Genomic DNA, 16,481 nt, shown 5'->3' on the forward strand with positions numbered 1-16,481 from the left:
GTTATCACACAACCAATCAAAAATTAGAATGTTATCCAAAAAACTACTACCCGCAATTACGCTGGGGTTACTTCTTGTTAATTGTTTTGTGATCTTTGAATTCGATCAGGATGCTAGCCGCTGGGCACGTCTTCTTTCTACAGGCCTTTTATTCATTGTGCTAATATGGCAGGGAGGCTTAAGTGCAAAAATAATGAGTGCCTTTTGCCTGTTCATTTGTTCTGATGTTTTATTGTTTTACTACGAAAATCCTATCGCCAGTTCCGTGACTTTTTTAATGCGAATTTCAGCCTATTTACTATTGGCTTTTGTTGTAGTGCCTGAGCTTAAGAATCTTAAAAGCAGTTTATTTCAAAAGATCATTTTCTTCATTGTTTTTATTCTTAATCTGGGTATGTTATTTATGCTTGTAGATATGGTGCCGGCGAAATTTGTATATCCGTTCTTGAATATTCTTTTCTATGCTTACGGAATTTCTATGATAACGCTTGTTATTGCCGCAATTTCTTATAGTAATCGGTATTCTAATACAACCTCTTTCTACTACACTGCAGCCACCCTGTGCCTGGTTTTTTCCGATATTACATCCTTCATTGCTTACTATCTGGAATTTTACGAATTTTATTTTCCCGACAGGATTTTTTATATTCTCGGTGTAGCCGGACTGGTTAAATTTGCTACATTCGCGAGAAGCCATGAGGCTGTTACAGAATTAGAAAGCCTTTAAAGCTTTCTCTGAAATTTCAGGCAAATTATCGTAAATTTGCTATCCTAAATTCAGTAGTAATATATGATTGAGAGACTTAATATCGTAAAACAGCGGTTCGATGAGGTGAACGATTTGATTATTCAGCCGGATGTAATATCAGACCAGAAGCGATATATTGAATTAAATAAAGAATACAAAGACCTTCGGGCCTTGATGGACGAGCGTGAGAAATATGTTAGCCTGACCGAAAATATTCAGGAAGCTGAAGAGATAATTTCAGACGGCAGCGATCCTGAAATGACCGAAATGGCAAAGCTTCAATTAGAAGAGGCTAAAGGGCAACTTCCCGAGCTTGAGGATAAGATTAGAATGATGCTTATACCTAAAGATCCGGAAGACGGTAAGAATGTGGTGATGGAAATTAGAGCCGGAACCGGAGGTGATGAGGCAAGTATCTTTGCAGGTGACCTTTATCGTATGTATACCAAGTATGTTGAGAGTAGAGGCTGGAGTCATAACATTGTTGACTTTAGTGAAGGAACAAGTGGAGGTTTCAAAGAAATGATCTTTGAAGTTTCAGGCGAGGATGTATACGGAACCATGAAATTTGAAGCTGGAGTTCACCGTGTTCAGCGTGTACCTCAAACAGAAACTCAGGGACGTGTACATACTTCCGCAGCTACCGTTATGGTCTTGCCAGAAGCTGAGGAATTTGATGTGCAGATAGATCCTAAGGACGTAAGAATAGATTATTTCTGTTCTTCAGGACCTGGTGGTCAGTCGGTGAATACAACCTATTCAGCAGTAAGACTTACCCACGAACCAACAGGTTTAGTAGCTCAGTGTCAGGATCAGAAATCACAGCATAAGAACAAGGAAAAAGCTTTCCGTGTACTTCGTTCAAGACTTTACGAAATGGAGCTTGCGAAGAAAATGGAAGCCGATGCTGCCAAAAGGAACTCTATGGTTTCTAGTGGTGACCGTAGTGCAAAGATCCGAACTTATAACTATGCGCAGAGTAGAGTTACAGATCACAGGATAAACCTGACTCTTTACGATCTTTCTAACATCATTAACGGTGATATTCAAAAGATTATAGACGAGTTACAACTGGCAGAAAACACAGAAAAGCTTAAGGAGAACTCTGATATCCTATAAATCAAAAGCTATAATATTTTATGACTTCACAGGAGCTTACTCAGCAAATATTTAAGAAGAAATCATTCTTATGTGTTGGTTTAGATACCGATCTTGAGAGGATTCCAACCTATTTACTTTCTGAGAAAGATCCTGTGTTCAGTTTTAATAAAGCCATTATAGATGCAACCCACGAATTTTGTGTTGCCTACAAACCTAATATTGCTTTTTATGAAGCAATGGGTGTTGATGGTTGGAAGGCTTTAGGAAAGACCATCAATTATCTTCATTCTGAATATCCCGATCTTTATACCATAGCCGATGCTAAGCGAGGAGATATTGGAAACACTTCCAGAATGTATGCTAAAGCATTTTTTGACGATCTTGGTTTTGATTCGGTTACCGTAGCGCCTTATATGGGAAAAGATTCAGTAGAGCCTTTTCTTGAATTTGAAAATAAACATACTATTTTACTGGCCCTTACTTCAAATGAAGGTGCTTTCGATTTTCAAACTTTAAAAACGGGTGACGAGGATCTTTATAAAAAAGTGATTAGAACATCAAAAGAATGGAATAATTCTGAGAACCTTATGTACGTTGTAGGCGCAACAAAAGCTGAATACCTTGCTGATATAAGAAAGATAATTCCAGAAAACTTTTTACTGGTACCTGGAGTTGGAGCCCAGGGAGGTAGCCTTGAAGAAGTTTGTAAATACGGGATTACTAAAAATGTAGGCCTTCTGGTAAATTCTTCCCGAAAGATTATTTATGCCTCAGATTCTTCAAATTTTGATGAGATAGCCGGTGCTAAAGCTGAAGCTATGCAAAATCAGATGGCGCTGGAATTAGAAAAATTATAAAGCTAGTCTATGAAAATTCAGGATCAATTACATAGAAAAATTGAACTGAAAGCCACTCCCGAAAGAATAGTTTCTCTTGTCCCCAGCCAGACAGAACTTCTTGTTGATCTTGGTCTGGAAAATTCTATAGTGGGAATCACGCATTTTTGTGTGCATCCGGCACACCTATTAAAAGTGAAAACCAGGGTTGGTGGCACAAAAAAGGTTAATCTTCGTAAAGTAAAAGAGCTTAAACCAGATATTATTCTTTGTAATAAGGAAGAAAATACAAAAGAAATGGTGGAAGAGCTGGAAAAAATAGCTCCGGTACACGTTTCAGATGTTGCTACTCTGGAGGATGCTTACAGTCTAATGCGTGATTATGGCCAGATATTCAATTGTATAGAGTTGGCTACCACGATGGTTGATTCAGTCCGGAAGAAAGAAGAAAGTTTAAGAAAACTGGTTCAAAACTCTAATGAAAGACGGGTAGCTTATTTCATTTGGAATAAACCTTTGATGGTAGCGGGACAGGGCACATTTATTAATGAAATGCTCAAATTAAATAAATTTCGGAATGTATTTGAGGTTGATAGATATCCTGAGACAAATTTAAGTGAAGTAGAAGATCTAAAGTTAGACCTTTGTATGTTGTCATCTGAACCATTTCCTTTTAAAGAAGAACACATCTCTCTATTTGATGAATTTGTCCAGGAAGTTGAAATTGTAAATGGAGAATATTTCAGTTGGTATGGTAGCCGACTCTTAGAAGCGATGGATTATTTTAAGCAGTTTCACCTTTAGGTTCGATTAAATTGCAATTCATTCTTCTTAACTCGGCCATAATTTTTTTCGCTCTTGAATTTAATCTATCACTTTTTTCTTTGTCAAAAAGGGCAATTTTATAAGCGCGTTGCATTAACCTTGAGTATTTTTCACAAAGGCGCTCTTCACGTGTTTTATTTTCGAAAATTCTAAACATATTAAATTTTAATCTATCATTCTTCATCACTCATTTCTACAGTGCACAAAGCTAAGGCGCTTGGCCTATAGAGAATAATAACATCTAGTTAAGGTTGTTTTAAAAAAGTGATGCTATAGACTGGAAAGTGTTAAAATATTATGGTATGTAAGAAAATAGCATGTTAATCCTGCACGGCGAAGACTTTTCTTAGAAGATTTGTGGTTCTTGCTGATAGAGTGTTTCTTATATCTTTCTCCTCTTTGGCTATCATAACAAAAACTCCTTCTAATGCCTCATTAGTTACATAATCTGGAAGGTCTGGATTTACATTATTCGTTATTGGAAGAGAATTGTATTTCTGAATTATATTTTTCCAAACTTGAGTCGCACCAACTTTATCCAGGGAATTACTAATTATAGGATTGAATCTGGTATAAAGTTCCTGTTCCGTTTTAGCTGAAAGATATACTGTGGCAGCATTGTCTGCTCCCAATAAAATGTTTCGGGCATCTGCAAAGGTGATTCCTTTTACCGCACTGGCGAATACTGGAATTGCTTCTCCTACGGCATCTTCTGCAGCCCGGTTTAGGACCTTTAAGCCTTCATCTGCTAATGCATCCAACCCAACGTCTCTTAGGGTTTTATCTACTTTCTTAAGTTCAGGGGGTAAGCCAATTCTTACCAGTTCATTCGTAAAAAAGCCATCTTCCTTGGCCAGGTTACTAACCTCTTTGTCTATCCCGAATTCAAGAGCCTGCTTTAAGCCCGAACTAATTTCGGCGTCGGTTACTCCGTATTCCTGGGGTAGTTGCGAGGCAATACTCTGTAATTCGGCACATGAGGTTAATATCAAAATGGATGCGAAGGCGAGGATCTTTTTCATAAGTAGTAATTTTTTCAAATATAAGCAGAGTAGTATTAAATAGATTTTTACAAAAGTTATTTAAAACCTAAATAGATTTATGATTGAATTTCAGTCTTAAAAAATTGTCTATATAAAAACAATGGTTTTATTATTATAAACCAGTGTTTTTCGCTCCAGATGCAGTTTTATACCCCTGGCTAGAACGATCTTTTCCAGATCTCTACCTTTTAAAATAAGGTCTTTAACTGAGTGACTATGTGAAATTCTGCTGATATCCTGTTCAATGATTGGGCCGGCATCAAGTTCACCAGTCACATAATGGCAGGTGGCTCCAATTATTTTAACTCCACTTTTATATGCAAAATGATAGGGTCTTGCTCCCGCAAAAGCCGGGAGAAAGGAGTGATGAATATTAATGATTTGATTAGGGTATGCAGAAATTAAATTTTCTGAAACGATCTGCATGTAGCGCGCCAGAACTATAAAGTCTATATGCTCTTTTTGCAGCAATTCCAATTGTCTGGATTCTGCTTCAGCTTTTTTATTCTTTTTTACAGGAATATGATAAAAAGGAATATCAAAACTTTCAGCGATAGGACGAAGCTCATCATGATTGCTTATGATCATTGGAAGTTCTATGTTCAATTCTCCAGATTTATACCTACCCAGGATATCATATAAACAATGGTCATATTTAGAAACGAAAAGCGCCATTCGTAGTTTAGACCCACTTGTAAAAATTTCCCAGTGCATATTATAAGGGGTTCCCAGTTCTCGATTGAATTCATCCCGGAAATCTTCAATTGCTAAATCATGTTCAAATTCACTTTCCAGCCGCATAAAAAAGATCTTATTCTCTACATCCACATATTGATCTATATAGATAATATTACCTTCCTTTTCATAAAAGAAAGATGTGACGGCAGAGATAATTCCAGAAGTGTCGGGACAGTGAATAAGCAGCGTAACTTTAGACATTTAGAGTATTTGATCTTTTAAATTTAAACTTTTTCAGCTATTTAATTTTCCGGGAATTTATTATTATTCAATTCTTAAAGAAGCCTGCTAACTTTTACAATTTTCGTAAATTGCTGCTCCAAATAATACTTTGAATTAGAAATGGAACAACAAAATCCCTATAAACCTAAAAATAAAATAAGAATTGTAACTGCCGCTTCGCTTTTTGACGGGCATGATGCAGCGATCAATATAATGCGTCGAATCATTCAGGCAACCGGAGTTGAGGTAATTCATCTTGGCCATGATCGTAGTGTTGAAGAAGTCGTGAATTGCGCGATTCAGGAAGATGCACAGGCTATAGCCATGACCTCTTATCAAGGTGGGCATACAGAATACTTCAAATATATGTATGATCTGCTAAATGAAAAAGGTGCAGCACATATCAAGATCTTTGGAGGTGGAGGAGGAGTGATCCTTCCTGAAGAGATCAAGGAATTGATGGATTACGGGATAGACAGGATCTACTCGCCAGATGATGGTAGGGAAATGGGTCTGCAGGGGATGATCAATGATATGATCAAACGAGTAGACAATGAGGTTCCAGATCTTAAAAATTCAGATAAGGTTTCTGAGAACCTGAAGAAAAAAGATGTAAATACTATTTCCAGGCTAATATCACTTGCCGAAAACAGACATGAAGAGTTTGATAAATTCTTTGATAAAGGATCTTTTGAAACTGCGACTACCCCAGTTCTTGGGATTACTGGTACTGGAGGTTCAGGAAAATCAAGTTTAGTTGATGAGCTAGTCCGCAGATTTCTAATGGATTTTCCAGATAAGCATATTGGGATTATTTCTGTAGATCCATCTAAAAAGAAAACAGGTGGAGCACTTCTTGGAGATAGAATTAGAATGAATTCTATTAACCATGAACGCGTTTATATGCGTTCACTGGCAACGAGACAGGCGAACCTTGCACTTTCTAAATATGTGGCTGAGGCAGTAGATGTCCTTAAAGCTTCAGGTTATGATCTTATTATTCTGGAAACTTCTGGAATTGGTCAAAGTGATACTGAGATATTAGATCATTCTGATGTTTCACTTTACGTGATGACGCCGGAATTTGGTGCCGCTACTCAGTTGGAAAAGATCGATATGCTTGATTTTGCAGATCTTGTAGCGATCAACAAATTTGATAAACGAGGAGCACAGGATGCACTAAGGGACGTTAAAAAACAATACCAGCGTAATCACCAGTTATGGCATTCAGATGCTGAAACACTTCCTGTTTTTGGAACCATCGCATCTCAATTCAACGATCCGGGAATGAATACTTTATATAAAAGTATCATGGATGAGGTTGAAGAAAAGACCAGGTCCGGACTTTCCTCAACTTTCGAAATTTCGAAAGAAATGAGCGAGAAGATCTTTGTGATCCCTCCAAAACGTACCCGTTACCTTTCTGAAATTGCTGAAAATAATAGGGGTTATGATGAAAAAGCGAATTCCCAGGTTGATGTGGCGCAAAGACTTTATGGTATTTTCAAAACCATTGAAACTGTTGCCGGCATCAAAACTGAATTCGGACAGGATCAACATAAATATTTAAGCAAGAATGGAATAGATCAAGATGAGATCTATGAAGTAGCTGAGGATTCTCAGTCTGACTTTCTAAAGTTGCTTTTTGCTGAATTCGACAAGATCAAAATGGATCTTGATCCTTATAACTGGGAAATGATCCTGGCCTGGAACGATAAAGTAACAAAGTACAGGGATCCTGTTTATAGCTTTAAAGTTCGCGATAAAGAAATTAAAATAGACACTCATAGTGAGTCTTTATCCCATACTCAAATTCCTAAGGTGGCCTTACCTAAATATAAGGCTTGGGGAGATATTCTATTATGGTGTCTTCAGGAGAATGTTCCTGGTGAATTTCCATATACCGCAGGATTATATCCTTTTAAAAGAACTGGAGAAGATCCAACAAGGATGTTTGCTGGTGAAGGTGGACCAGAAAGAACAAATAGAAGGTTCCATTACGTAAGTGCTGGACTTCCAGCAAAACGTCTTTCTACAGCGTTCGATTCGGTTACACTTTATGGTAACGATCCAGATCACCGTCCAGATATCTATGGTAAAATTGGTAATTCAGGAGTATCTATTTGCTGTCTGGATGATGCCAAGAAATTATATTCTGGTTTTGATCTGGCAGATGCGATGACTTCGGTTTCCATGACCATAAACGGTCCTGCGCCTATGTTGCTTGGGTTTTTTATGAATGCGGCGATAGACCAGAACTGTGAAAAATATATCAAGGAAAACGGACTCGAAGATAAAGTAGAAGCTAAGCTGAAAGAACTTTATGATGATAATGATATAGATCGTCCCTCTTATAAAGGTGATCTTCCGGAAGGGAACAATGGTCTGGGATTAATGTTATTAGGATTAACCGGAGATCAAATATTGCCAAAGGATGTTTATGAAAAGATAAAGGCTGAAACTATCAGCGTGGTTCGTGGAACGGTTCAGGCAGATATTCTTAAAGAAGATCAGGCCCAAAATACCTGTATTTTCTCTACTGAATTTGCTCTAAGATTAATGGGTGATGTTCAGGAATATTTCATCGAAGAGAAGGTAAGAAACTTCTATTCCGTTTCCATTTCAGGATACCATATCGCTGAAGCGGGAGCAAATCCAATTACGCAGCTGGCTTTTACCCTGGCAAACGGATTCACTTACGTGGAATACTACTTAAGCCGTGGAATGGATATCAATAAATTCGGGCCGAATTTATCTTTCTTCTTTTCTAACGGGGTAGATCCGGAATATGCTGTAATTGGCCGTGTAGCCAGAAGGATCTGGTCTAAAGCACTTAAACATAAATATGGTGCGAATTCTCGTGCTCAAATGTTGAAGTATCATATCCAGACTTCAGGTAGATCATTACATGCTCAGGAGATAGATTTTAATGATATTAGAACTACGCTTCAGGCACTTTATGCGATCTACGACAATTGTAATTCACTGCATACAAATGCTTATGATGAGGCCATTACAACTCCTACAGAGGCTTCAGTAAGAAGAGCAATGGCAATTCAGCTGATCATAAATAAGGAATTAGGTCTAACCAAAAATGAAAATCCTATCCAGGGATCATTTATTATTGAAGAACTTACAGATCTTGTGGAAGAAGCAGTACTTACTGAATTTGATAGAATTACCGAAAGAGGTGGAGTTTTAGGAGCTATGGAAACCATGTATCAACGTGGTAAGATTCAGGAAGAAAGCCTTTACTACGAAACATTAAAGCATAATGGAGATTATCCTATCATTGGGGTGAATACTTTCCTAAGTTCTACAGGTTCTCCAACGGTTACTCCTGGAGAAGTGATTAGAGCTACAGAAGATGAAAAGGAAGCTCAGATTAAAACTTTAGAAACCTTGCATAAAGCAAAAGAATCTAAAGCCGATGAAACTCTTGAGAGAATTCAGAAAGCTGCGGTGAATAATGATAATCTTTTTGAAGAACTCATGGAGGCTACCAAGGTTTGTTCTTTAGGACAGATCACACATGCCCTGTTCGAAGTAGGAGGACAGTATAGAAGAAATATGTAAACAGAGAGCCAGCTTTCACTTTTGTGAAAGCTGTGCGAATCACATATCCCGATACGAAGCGAGATCTGGATTCAATAAGATTTACAGGCATAAAAAAACCCGGATTCAAAATCCGGGTTTTTTATTTATATAATTTATCTACAATGAAAGTCTCCAGACTCTTTGCAGCTTCCTAAATCTTTGGATCTCTTTTCTTAGAACGACTAAAAAATCACGACCGTTGCTACTCACATATTCAAGCCTTTCGCAACTTTTATAAAGCCTTTCAGTAAGCCTGCTTACACTGGCAACATACTGCATCCTGGAATCCTGAAAAAACTCTGTTTCGGCCTTATTGATATTTAAAATAAGAGAATGCGAGTTTCTAATAATATCTCCTGTAAAATATATGCTTTGATCTTCTGTTCCGCTTTCATTTAAAACAGCCATATCGGGTACGAGATAGTCTGAAATGCGCCGGGAAATCTGCATGATCTCCTGGGCTTTAAAATACAAAGCTGAATTTCCTCCTTCTTTATTTCCTGAAAAATATTTCACCTGCAAATTTTACTCTAATTTACTAAGCTAAATATTCATCTTGCTTTGTATTTTAAATTCAATTTAATAATTATATTTAAAAATTAAATTAATTAGGATTTTAAACTTTAAATATATTGGATAAATTAAATTGGGCAATTCTGCAGGAACTACAAAAAAATGCCAGGATTTCGTTCTCGGAAGTGGGAAGGAAAGTTGGTTTAACATCTCCAGCGGTTGCTGAGAGAGTAAGGAAAATGGAAGATAATGGCGTCATAGAATCTTACAAGGTGAATCTAGCTCATCAAAAAACAGGATATCAATTACGTGCCATAATTACCCTGAGGGCATTTACTGGGAGATTAAAAGCTTTTCTGGAAACCGTGAAAACATATAAGGAAGTTGTGAATTGCTATAGAATAACAGGAAATGAAAATATCATTATGGAGGTGATATTAAAGGATCAGGTACATCTGGAAAAACTTATTGATAAATTAATTACTTACGGTGAAACCCGTACTCACATAGTTTTATCTGATGTGATAAAAGACGCACCAATAGTTTCTAATGTTGAATAAAACAGTAGTTTTAACCCCTGATATTCTTAAAATAATGTGATTACACTCAATTAGGCAATTGTTAAAATGGCCAATTTAGGGTGTAATATTAACACCTGATTATCAACCTATTTTTCTTTTAGTTAAATTGGAATTAATTGTAATTTCATTATGATTAATACGTCTTATCTGTACCTAAATTTGTTTTAAAATTGGAAGTAAAAATCAAGATATGAAAAAGAAGGCGTTATTATTTTTAGTGTTAGCACTAATAACTGGATTAGTTGGATTTACCGGTTTGTCGTTTTCGGGAATAGAGGTGATAAGAGTGATGTTCCTGATTTTTGCAGATCTGCTTATAATTTCCTTAATGGCAAAATTATTTTTTCCAGATAAGCCAAAAATGAAATACCAGCCAGTTAAGAAATAGAATATTTATTAGTTTTATTATAGCATAGACCCGCAAATTATATTTGTGGGTTTTTTTATGGAATAATTAATGATGCAATTCATATATTTAAATCTATTTCTCTATTTATGAAAAAAATTTTATTAGGGTTTATGGCTGTTTTTGCCATGGTCAATTTAAATGCACAGGAATACAGAATCACCAAAGGAGGAGTTACAGATTCTCTGCCTATACCCGGTGAACCAGATGAAACCTACGCACTGTATACCCCACGGGATTACACTCCAGATAAAGAATGGCCAATAATTTTCACTTTTGATCCGTTAGGGCGTGGGAATAAAACTGCCAGCTTATTCAGGCTAGGGGCAGAAAATCAGAAATATTTAATAGCTTCTTCTAATATTGATCTAAAGGCTAAACCTATTGATAGTATCATAAAAATCGCTACCGCTATGATGAATGGAGTTTTACAGACATTGCCGGTAGATGCGGGTCAGGTTTATACCGCAGGTATGGGAGAAGGTGCTCAGGTAAGTTCAGTATTGGCACATATTTACAGGAATACGGCCGGGATAATGGCTATCGGAAATTCCTTTATTAATCAAGCATATATAGATAAGAACAATCCATATATGTTCATTGGTCTGGCCGGAAAAAAGGATTATATGATCTATGAAATTGAAGATTATGTGAGGTTTTACGACGATATGGATTTTCCTACGGATGTTTATTATTTTGATGGTAAAGAGAATGAGTGGCCTAGTGCCCAGATTGTTTCTAATGCTATGACCGGTTTTACTTTAGAAGCCATCAATTCTGGTAAACGTAAGAGTGAGCCTGTTTTTATTCAGAATCTTTTTGAAAATGAAATGACGTACGCAGAAACTCTTAGAAGAACCCGTAAATATTATGAGGCCTATGAAAAACTGGATAGGATGGGAGAGAAGTATAAAGATTTCGGATTTGAAGATGTAATTGATGATAAGAAGAAGGAGGTCAAAGGAAGTTCTGGATACCGTTCTCAAAGAAATGATTTTAAAAAAGCAACCAGTTTCGAAAAAGAGCTACTGTCTGAATATGCTTATTTACTTATGGAAGATATCAGGACAGCAAACTTCCAGAATATAGGCTGGTGGGCATATCAGGTTGATGAGTTTGATAAACTTAAGGAAAGTTCAAATGATGCTAAGTCGAATATGGCCTATCGCCTTCTGGGTTATCTAGATTTTAAAACAAAGAGGAGGTTTGATTATATCGTAAATTCAAATGAGCCAATAGATATAAAAATCTTTGTAAGCGTTCTTCGCACCGCGATAAATAAAAATGATCCGAAGGCTTATTTAAAGATCATCTCGCTGGCCTCAGCCGATGGTGATCAGGAAACTGCACTTTTATATCTGGAAGATCTTTTAAAAACGGGTTTCACAGATATGGATGCGCTTTATAACATTGAAGGAGCATTGGACCTTGTGTTTACACGTGAGTATAACGAACTTATTAAGAAATATCTTGGAGAGTCTAAGTTCTTTAATTAGAATGAACACCAGAAGATTCTTTCTTCAGCAAACTATTTAGAATTAATAATAGCGTACAGGCAAACAAAGCCAAACCAAACATGGTGTACCAGGTAATCTCAAACCCGAAACTATCTATTAGTTGCATACCAGAATTGTGACCGAAAATATGGCTCACAGAAAAAGCGATACTGTAAAGAGCCATATAAGAACCTCTTTTTTTACCATCTGAACGGTTTAAGGCAAAGCTATTTGAAAATGGAAAAGCTATCATTTCTCCCAGGGTTACTAGTAACATTCCTACCATTAATATACCCACCCAATCTGTTAAATTTATTACGAGGAAACTAAGTCCCGAGAGTAAAGTACCCAGGATCACATAACCTGTTGCGGTATGTTTTCTGTTTTCCATGAATTTAATGAGAGGCATTTCAAAAAGGAAAATAGCTAAACCATTAAGACCAAGTAAAAGGCCGATTTCAAGCTCAGTTAACTGATGACTTTCAGCATAATAAAGGGGCATCGTTGAAAAATACTGGATAAATATGAATCCAAATATCATCATCGCAAAAATAAAAACAAGGTAGAGCCTGTCGCTAATTGCTGTTTTTGCATCTACAATGATCTCTTCAGGTTCAGGAATAGATCGCTTGGGATGTAAAAGCTTTAATAAAAGTATTCCTGCAGCTAAACAAGTTAGGCCATCTACCCAAAAAAGGCCACTGTATCCACCGGTAGCGATAATTATTCCTCCGAGTGCCGGTCCCGCTGAAAATCCAAGATTAATGGCAAGCCTAATTAAAGTTACAGACCTGGTTCTGTTCTGCGGTTTACTGTAAGCGCTAATAGCTACAAATACTGCTGGTCTAAAGATATCTGCCACCGTCATGACCAGGTAAATTCCCAGGCAAATGGTCCAGAAAGAGTCAGGGAATTGTAAAAGAACAAAAAGAAACGATGAACCAATTAAGCTTATCGCCATGGTTCGATAATGCCCAATTTTATCGGTCATTTTTCCTCCAAGCCATGAACCAGTCACCGAACCCAAGCCAAAAAAAGTAAGGATCCAGCCTACTTCCTCCAGAGAGAAACCCCTGCTCTTAGTTAGGTATAACGACAGGAATGGGATTACCATAGTCCCCGCTCTGTTAATAAGGGTAATTACCGATAAAAGCCAGATTTCCTTTCGTAAGCCACCAAAGGATTCAAAGTAAGACCTAAATAAATTCTTCATGGTTAATGATGAGAGCTCAAAATTAAATTAATTTTAGATGGTATTATTATTAATTTTATTGGCTGCAAAATAAATGACATGAAATTCTACTTTTATATCCTTAATTTAATTTTGATCATCATTTTTCAGGGTACACTGATCGCTCAGGAACCTGAACTTATCAAAAGTTCAAGAGAGTTTCAGAAAGAGTTGGACCATGAATATGCAGATCCTAAAGAATCTCCCTTAGAAGCAAAAGACCTGAAAGAATTCAAAGGTCTCGACTTTTTTGAGGTTGATGCAAGCTATATCGTGAAAGCTGAATTTGTTAGAACTCCATCAGAGCCCCCGTTTGCGATGAAAACCAGTACAGAAAGATTACCGATATATGTGAAATATGGAGAACTGTATTTTAGTTTAAATGGAAAAGATCTTAAACTGAATGTTTACCAGAACCAGGATTTAGTACAGGATCCGGAATATTTTGATTATCTCTTTCTGCCTTTTACAGATCTAACCAATGGTGATTCTACTTATGCTGGAGGAAGATATATAGATCTAAGGATACCAGAGTCTAATGAAGTGCTAATAGATTTTAATAAGGCTTATAATCCTTACTGTGCTTATAGTGGCAAATATTCCTGTCCCGTACCACCCGAAGAGAATGATCTGGAAGTTGAAATATTTGCCGGGGTAAAATCATTTGATAAATATTAGTTAGAAGGCATAGATGGCAGCTAATATAAAAGAAGCAAGATTATCTGTTGTAGCAAGATCTCTATCTAAGAATACTTCTTCAGAAATACTATCCAGTCTAAATTCTGGTTTGATTATAAGTCCACCCAAAGTGTAGCTTCCAGTTAGGGTAAAGTCTAAAGAGCGTACATCGGCTCCATAAACCGGTCCGCCGTCTTCAAGTTCTTTAAAGTATTCTGCCCGAAGTCCTAATCCAAAATTTTCTGATAATGCTAACTGTGGATATAAGGCTGCTCCATAGAATCCAACTCCATCAGTGGATTGATAAGTGCTATTCAAACCAAGATAAAAAGTATCAGTAAGATCCCATCCAGTGGTTAGATCTAGCTGAAATAAGGCATCATCAGTTAAGGATTGCTCACCATAGATAAGATTGAGAAAGGCACTGCCTACGGCATTAGAATAACCTAGCTGGCCACCAAATGTATATTTTCCTATAGGATTATATTCAGTATAATCTGTTGGATTCATTACGGCCAGCATTCCTGTCCAGTTATCATTTAAACTGAAATCTACTTTGAATCCTGTATGAGAAAAAGGTCCATATGAAAACATATAGGAGGTAGAGTAATTGAAATTTCCTGCTGGAGAGATCACTTCATAACCTAAAAAAGTATTCCAGTTACCTAGGGTAAACTTTAAGCCGTCATTCACTTTATAATAAGCATAAAGCTGATTCACAATATTTGCTGAGGGAGAAGACAGGAAAACTGCATCTTCACCACGCGGTCCAATTACAAGGTCGGCTACAAAACCAACTTTATCCCCTTCATAACCAAGGATCACATTGGCCATTCCTATGGCAAAACCCGGGTCATTGGCAAAAGATGTTGCGGGTGCAGCCGGGGTAAGATCTACTGGATCTCCTCCAATGATTTCTTCAGATTTATTTAATCCATTAAAATTTGTTCTAAAATAGGCGTCTACGCTACCGCTAATTGAAAATTTTGAAGTTTCTTCCTCTTCCTGAGAAAAAAGTATAGAAGTGGTAAAGGCAAACGGTAGTAAAAAGAGAATTTTTACTAATTTTGATGTGGTAATTGCTTTCATAATAAAAACGATTAATAGTTTGATTTAACTAATAGTTTAGCGACTGTGTGGATCTTGCGATGATCGATTATTATAAGGTGTTACTTTATACGGAGCGTTCTGCAAAACGCTCCGTTTTTTAATTTAACAGGCCTTATGTTTAGTGCTGCTTAATTCCAAAATCTGGATAGGCATCCATTCCATGTTCGTGGATATCCAGGCCTTCAGTTTCTTCTTTTGCTGAAACCCTTATTCCCAGTGTGACCTTAAGTATATAGAAAATAAGAAAAGATCCAGCTATACAAATTGCTGCATAGCAGGCAACTCCAATGAACTGAGTGAGAAACTGGTCAAATCCAGCTAGGTTTCCAAAGATCCCTACAGCCAGTGTGCCCCAGATCCCACAAATTAAATGCACCGCTACCGCTCCTACAGGATCATCAAGTCTAATTTTATCAATAAGAGCTACACCAAATACAATAATAACACCTGCGATCGCTCCAATTAAAATTGCATCTGTCGGAGACATTTGATCAGCTCCAGCTGTGATACCTACCAGCCCGCCCAATATTCCGTTAAGGAACATGGTGATATCATAATTTTTATATCGCAATGAGGAGAATATAAAGGAGGATACTCCTCCGGCCGCAGCAGCAAGACAGGTTGTTACTAAAGTAAGTGAAGTAAGCTCCGGATCTGCAGATAATACAGAACCACCATTAAATCCAAACCATCCTAACCATAAGATTATTACCCCGGCAGTGGCGAATGGCATACTGTGACCTGGAAATGCTCCTATTTTACCGTCTTTAAATTTGCCAATTCTTGAGCCTAGTAGCCAGATAGCAACAAGCGCTGCCCATCCACCAACAGAATGTACTAATGTTGATCCCGCAAAGTCATAGAATCCCATTTCATCCAGGAATCCACCACCCCATTTCCAGGATCCTGCAATGGGATAAACCAGACCAATATAAAGTACTACGAAGATCATAAAGCTATTCAGTTTAATACGTTCCGCTACTGCACCCGAAACTATAGTAGCGGCAGTTGCAGCGAACATTCCCTGAAATAGAAAATCTGTCCAGTAAGTGTAGCCTTCATTGTAAGTTAGGTCCAGTGATCCATCAACTAGTGGGCTGTTTAGGCCAAATCCGGCAAAACCGAAAAAACCATTAAACTCTCCCGGATACATAAGGTTGAATCCTAATAAGCAATAAAGGAGTAATCCTGCGGTGATTATAAATAAGTTTTTAAATAATATGTTGATTGTATTTTTTTGTCTTGTTAAACCGATCTCCAGAAATGCGAACCCAAGGTGCATAAAGAATACCAGTGCTGTACAGATCATCATCCATACATTATTTACTGTAAGTAATCCATCCATAATTTCATTCT

The 16,481-nt window shown here is 37.1% G+C and carries 16 protein-coding genes; 9 read left to right on the top strand and 7 right to left on the bottom strand.

Annotated elements, in window-relative coordinates; all coding sequences use genetic code 11:
* Positions 1-28: 28 nt before the first annotated feature.
* From G530_RS0115685 to G530_RS0115700, 4 genes are all read left to right on the top strand, one after another.
* The gene (locus G530_RS0115685) at positions 29-727 is read left to right on the top strand and encodes a hypothetical protein (RefSeq protein WP_026935429.1); all 699 of its coding nucleotides are present in this window, start codon (positions 29-31) and stop codon (positions 725-727) included.
* 63 nt (positions 728-790) lie between these two features.
* Positions 791-1,867, top strand: a complete 1,077-nt coding sequence (gene prfA / locus G530_RS0115690; RefSeq protein ID WP_026935430.1) for a peptide chain release factor 1 — start codon at positions 791-793, stop codon at positions 1,865-1,867.
* Between the two features lie 20 nt (positions 1,868-1,887).
* Positions 1,888-2,706, top strand: coding sequence for an orotidine-5'-phosphate decarboxylase (gene pyrF, locus G530_RS0115695; RefSeq protein ID WP_026935431.1), 819 nt, complete (start codon positions 1,888-1,890; stop codon positions 2,704-2,706).
* Positions 2,707-2,715: 9 nt separating this feature from the next.
* Positions 2,716-3,489, top strand: coding sequence for an ABC transporter substrate-binding protein (locus G530_RS0115700; protein WP_026935432.1), 774 nt, complete (start codon positions 2,716-2,718; stop codon positions 3,487-3,489).
* On the opposite strand, the gene G530_RS0115705 is transcribed toward G530_RS0115700, so the two are convergent.
* The 3 genes from G530_RS0115705 to purU all read right to left on the bottom strand — a co-directional run bounded on the left by G530_RS0115705 (position 3,470) and on the right by purU (position 5,492).
* Complete coding sequence (locus G530_RS0115705; protein WP_240472178.1) at positions 3,470-3,694, bottom strand: Lacal_2735 family protein; 225 nt, start codon at positions 3,692-3,694, stop codon at positions 3,470-3,472. The genes G530_RS0115700 and G530_RS0115705 overlap by 20 nt on opposite strands.
* 136 nt (positions 3,695-3,830) lie before the next feature.
* On the bottom strand, positions 3,831-4,532 hold the full coding sequence (locus G530_RS0115710; RefSeq protein ID WP_026935434.1) for a DUF4197 domain-containing protein: 702 nt from the start codon (positions 4,530-4,532) through the stop codon (positions 3,831-3,833).
* A gap of 108 nt (positions 4,533-4,640) precedes the next feature.
* Entirely contained in the window at positions 4,641-5,492 is an 852-nt protein-coding gene (purU, locus tag G530_RS0115715; protein WP_026935435.1) for a formyltetrahydrofolate deformylase, read from the bottom strand.
* Between the two features lie 141 nt (positions 5,493-5,633).
* Here purU and G530_RS0115720 point away from each other — a divergent pair, with 141 nt between their 5' ends.
* Positions 5,634-9,089 carry a methylmalonyl-CoA mutase family protein gene (locus G530_RS0115720; protein WP_026935436.1) on the top strand — a complete coding sequence of 1,152 codons (3,456 nt, stop codon included), beginning with the start codon at positions 5,634-5,636 and terminating at the stop codon, positions 9,087-9,089.
* A 138-nt stretch (positions 9,090-9,227) separates the two neighbouring features.
* Here the strand turns inward: G530_RS0115720 and G530_RS0115725 are convergent, their stop codons facing one another.
* Positions 9,228-9,626 carry a hypothetical protein gene (locus tag G530_RS0115725; protein ID WP_026935437.1) on the bottom strand — a complete coding sequence of 133 codons (399 nt, stop codon included), beginning with the start codon at positions 9,624-9,626 and terminating at the stop codon, positions 9,228-9,230.
* A 116-nt stretch (positions 9,627-9,742) separates the two neighbouring features.
* On the opposite strand from G530_RS0115725, the gene G530_RS0115730 reads away from it, so the two are divergent.
* The 3 genes from G530_RS0115730 to G530_RS17130 all read left to right on the top strand — a co-directional run bounded on the left by G530_RS0115730 (position 9,743) and on the right by G530_RS17130 (position 12,106).
* Positions 9,743-10,183, top strand: coding sequence for an Lrp/AsnC family transcriptional regulator (locus G530_RS0115730; protein ID WP_240472179.1), 441 nt, complete (start codon positions 9,743-9,745; stop codon positions 10,181-10,183).
* Between the two features lie 211 nt (positions 10,184-10,394).
* The gene (locus G530_RS0115735) at positions 10,395-10,592 is read left to right on the top strand and encodes a DUF1328 domain-containing protein (RefSeq protein ID WP_026935439.1); all 198 of its coding nucleotides are present in this window, start codon (positions 10,395-10,397) and stop codon (positions 10,590-10,592) included.
* A 107-nt stretch (positions 10,593-10,699) separates the two neighbouring features.
* Positions 10,700-12,106, top strand: a complete 1,407-nt coding sequence (locus G530_RS17130) for a hypothetical protein (RefSeq protein ID WP_051199823.1) — start codon at positions 10,700-10,702, stop codon at positions 12,104-12,106.
* Here the strand turns inward: G530_RS17130 and G530_RS0115745 are convergent.
* Complete coding sequence (locus G530_RS0115745) at positions 12,099-13,319, bottom strand: MFS transporter (protein ID WP_026935440.1); 1,221 nt, start codon at positions 13,317-13,319, stop codon at positions 12,099-12,101. The genes G530_RS17130 and G530_RS0115745 overlap by 8 nt on opposite strands.
* Positions 13,320-13,397: 78 nt before the next feature.
* On the opposite strand from G530_RS0115745, the gene G530_RS0115750 reads away from it, so the two are divergent.
* Positions 13,398-14,015 carry a DUF1684 domain-containing protein gene (locus G530_RS0115750; protein ID WP_035716633.1) on the top strand — a complete coding sequence of 206 codons (618 nt, stop codon included), beginning with the start codon at positions 13,398-13,400 and terminating at the stop codon, positions 14,013-14,015.
* Here G530_RS0115750 and G530_RS0115755 read toward each other — a convergent pair whose 3' ends face one another.
* Together G530_RS0115755 and G530_RS0115760 are read right to left on the bottom strand one after the other, a co-directional pair.
* On the bottom strand, positions 14,016-15,104 hold the full coding sequence (locus tag G530_RS0115755; protein WP_026935442.1) for a porin: 1,089 nt from the start codon (positions 15,102-15,104) through the stop codon (positions 14,016-14,018).
* Between the two features lie 139 nt (positions 15,105-15,243).
* Positions 15,244-16,470, bottom strand: a complete 1,227-nt coding sequence (locus G530_RS0115760; RefSeq protein ID WP_026935443.1) for an ammonium transporter — start codon at positions 16,468-16,470, stop codon at positions 15,244-15,246.
* Positions 16,471-16,481 lie beyond the last annotated feature (11 nt).

The organism is Christiangramia echinicola DSM 19838 (assembly GCF_000423065.1).
Classification (GTDB): domain Bacteria; phylum Bacteroidota; class Bacteroidia; order Flavobacteriales; family Flavobacteriaceae; genus Christiangramia; species Christiangramia echinicola.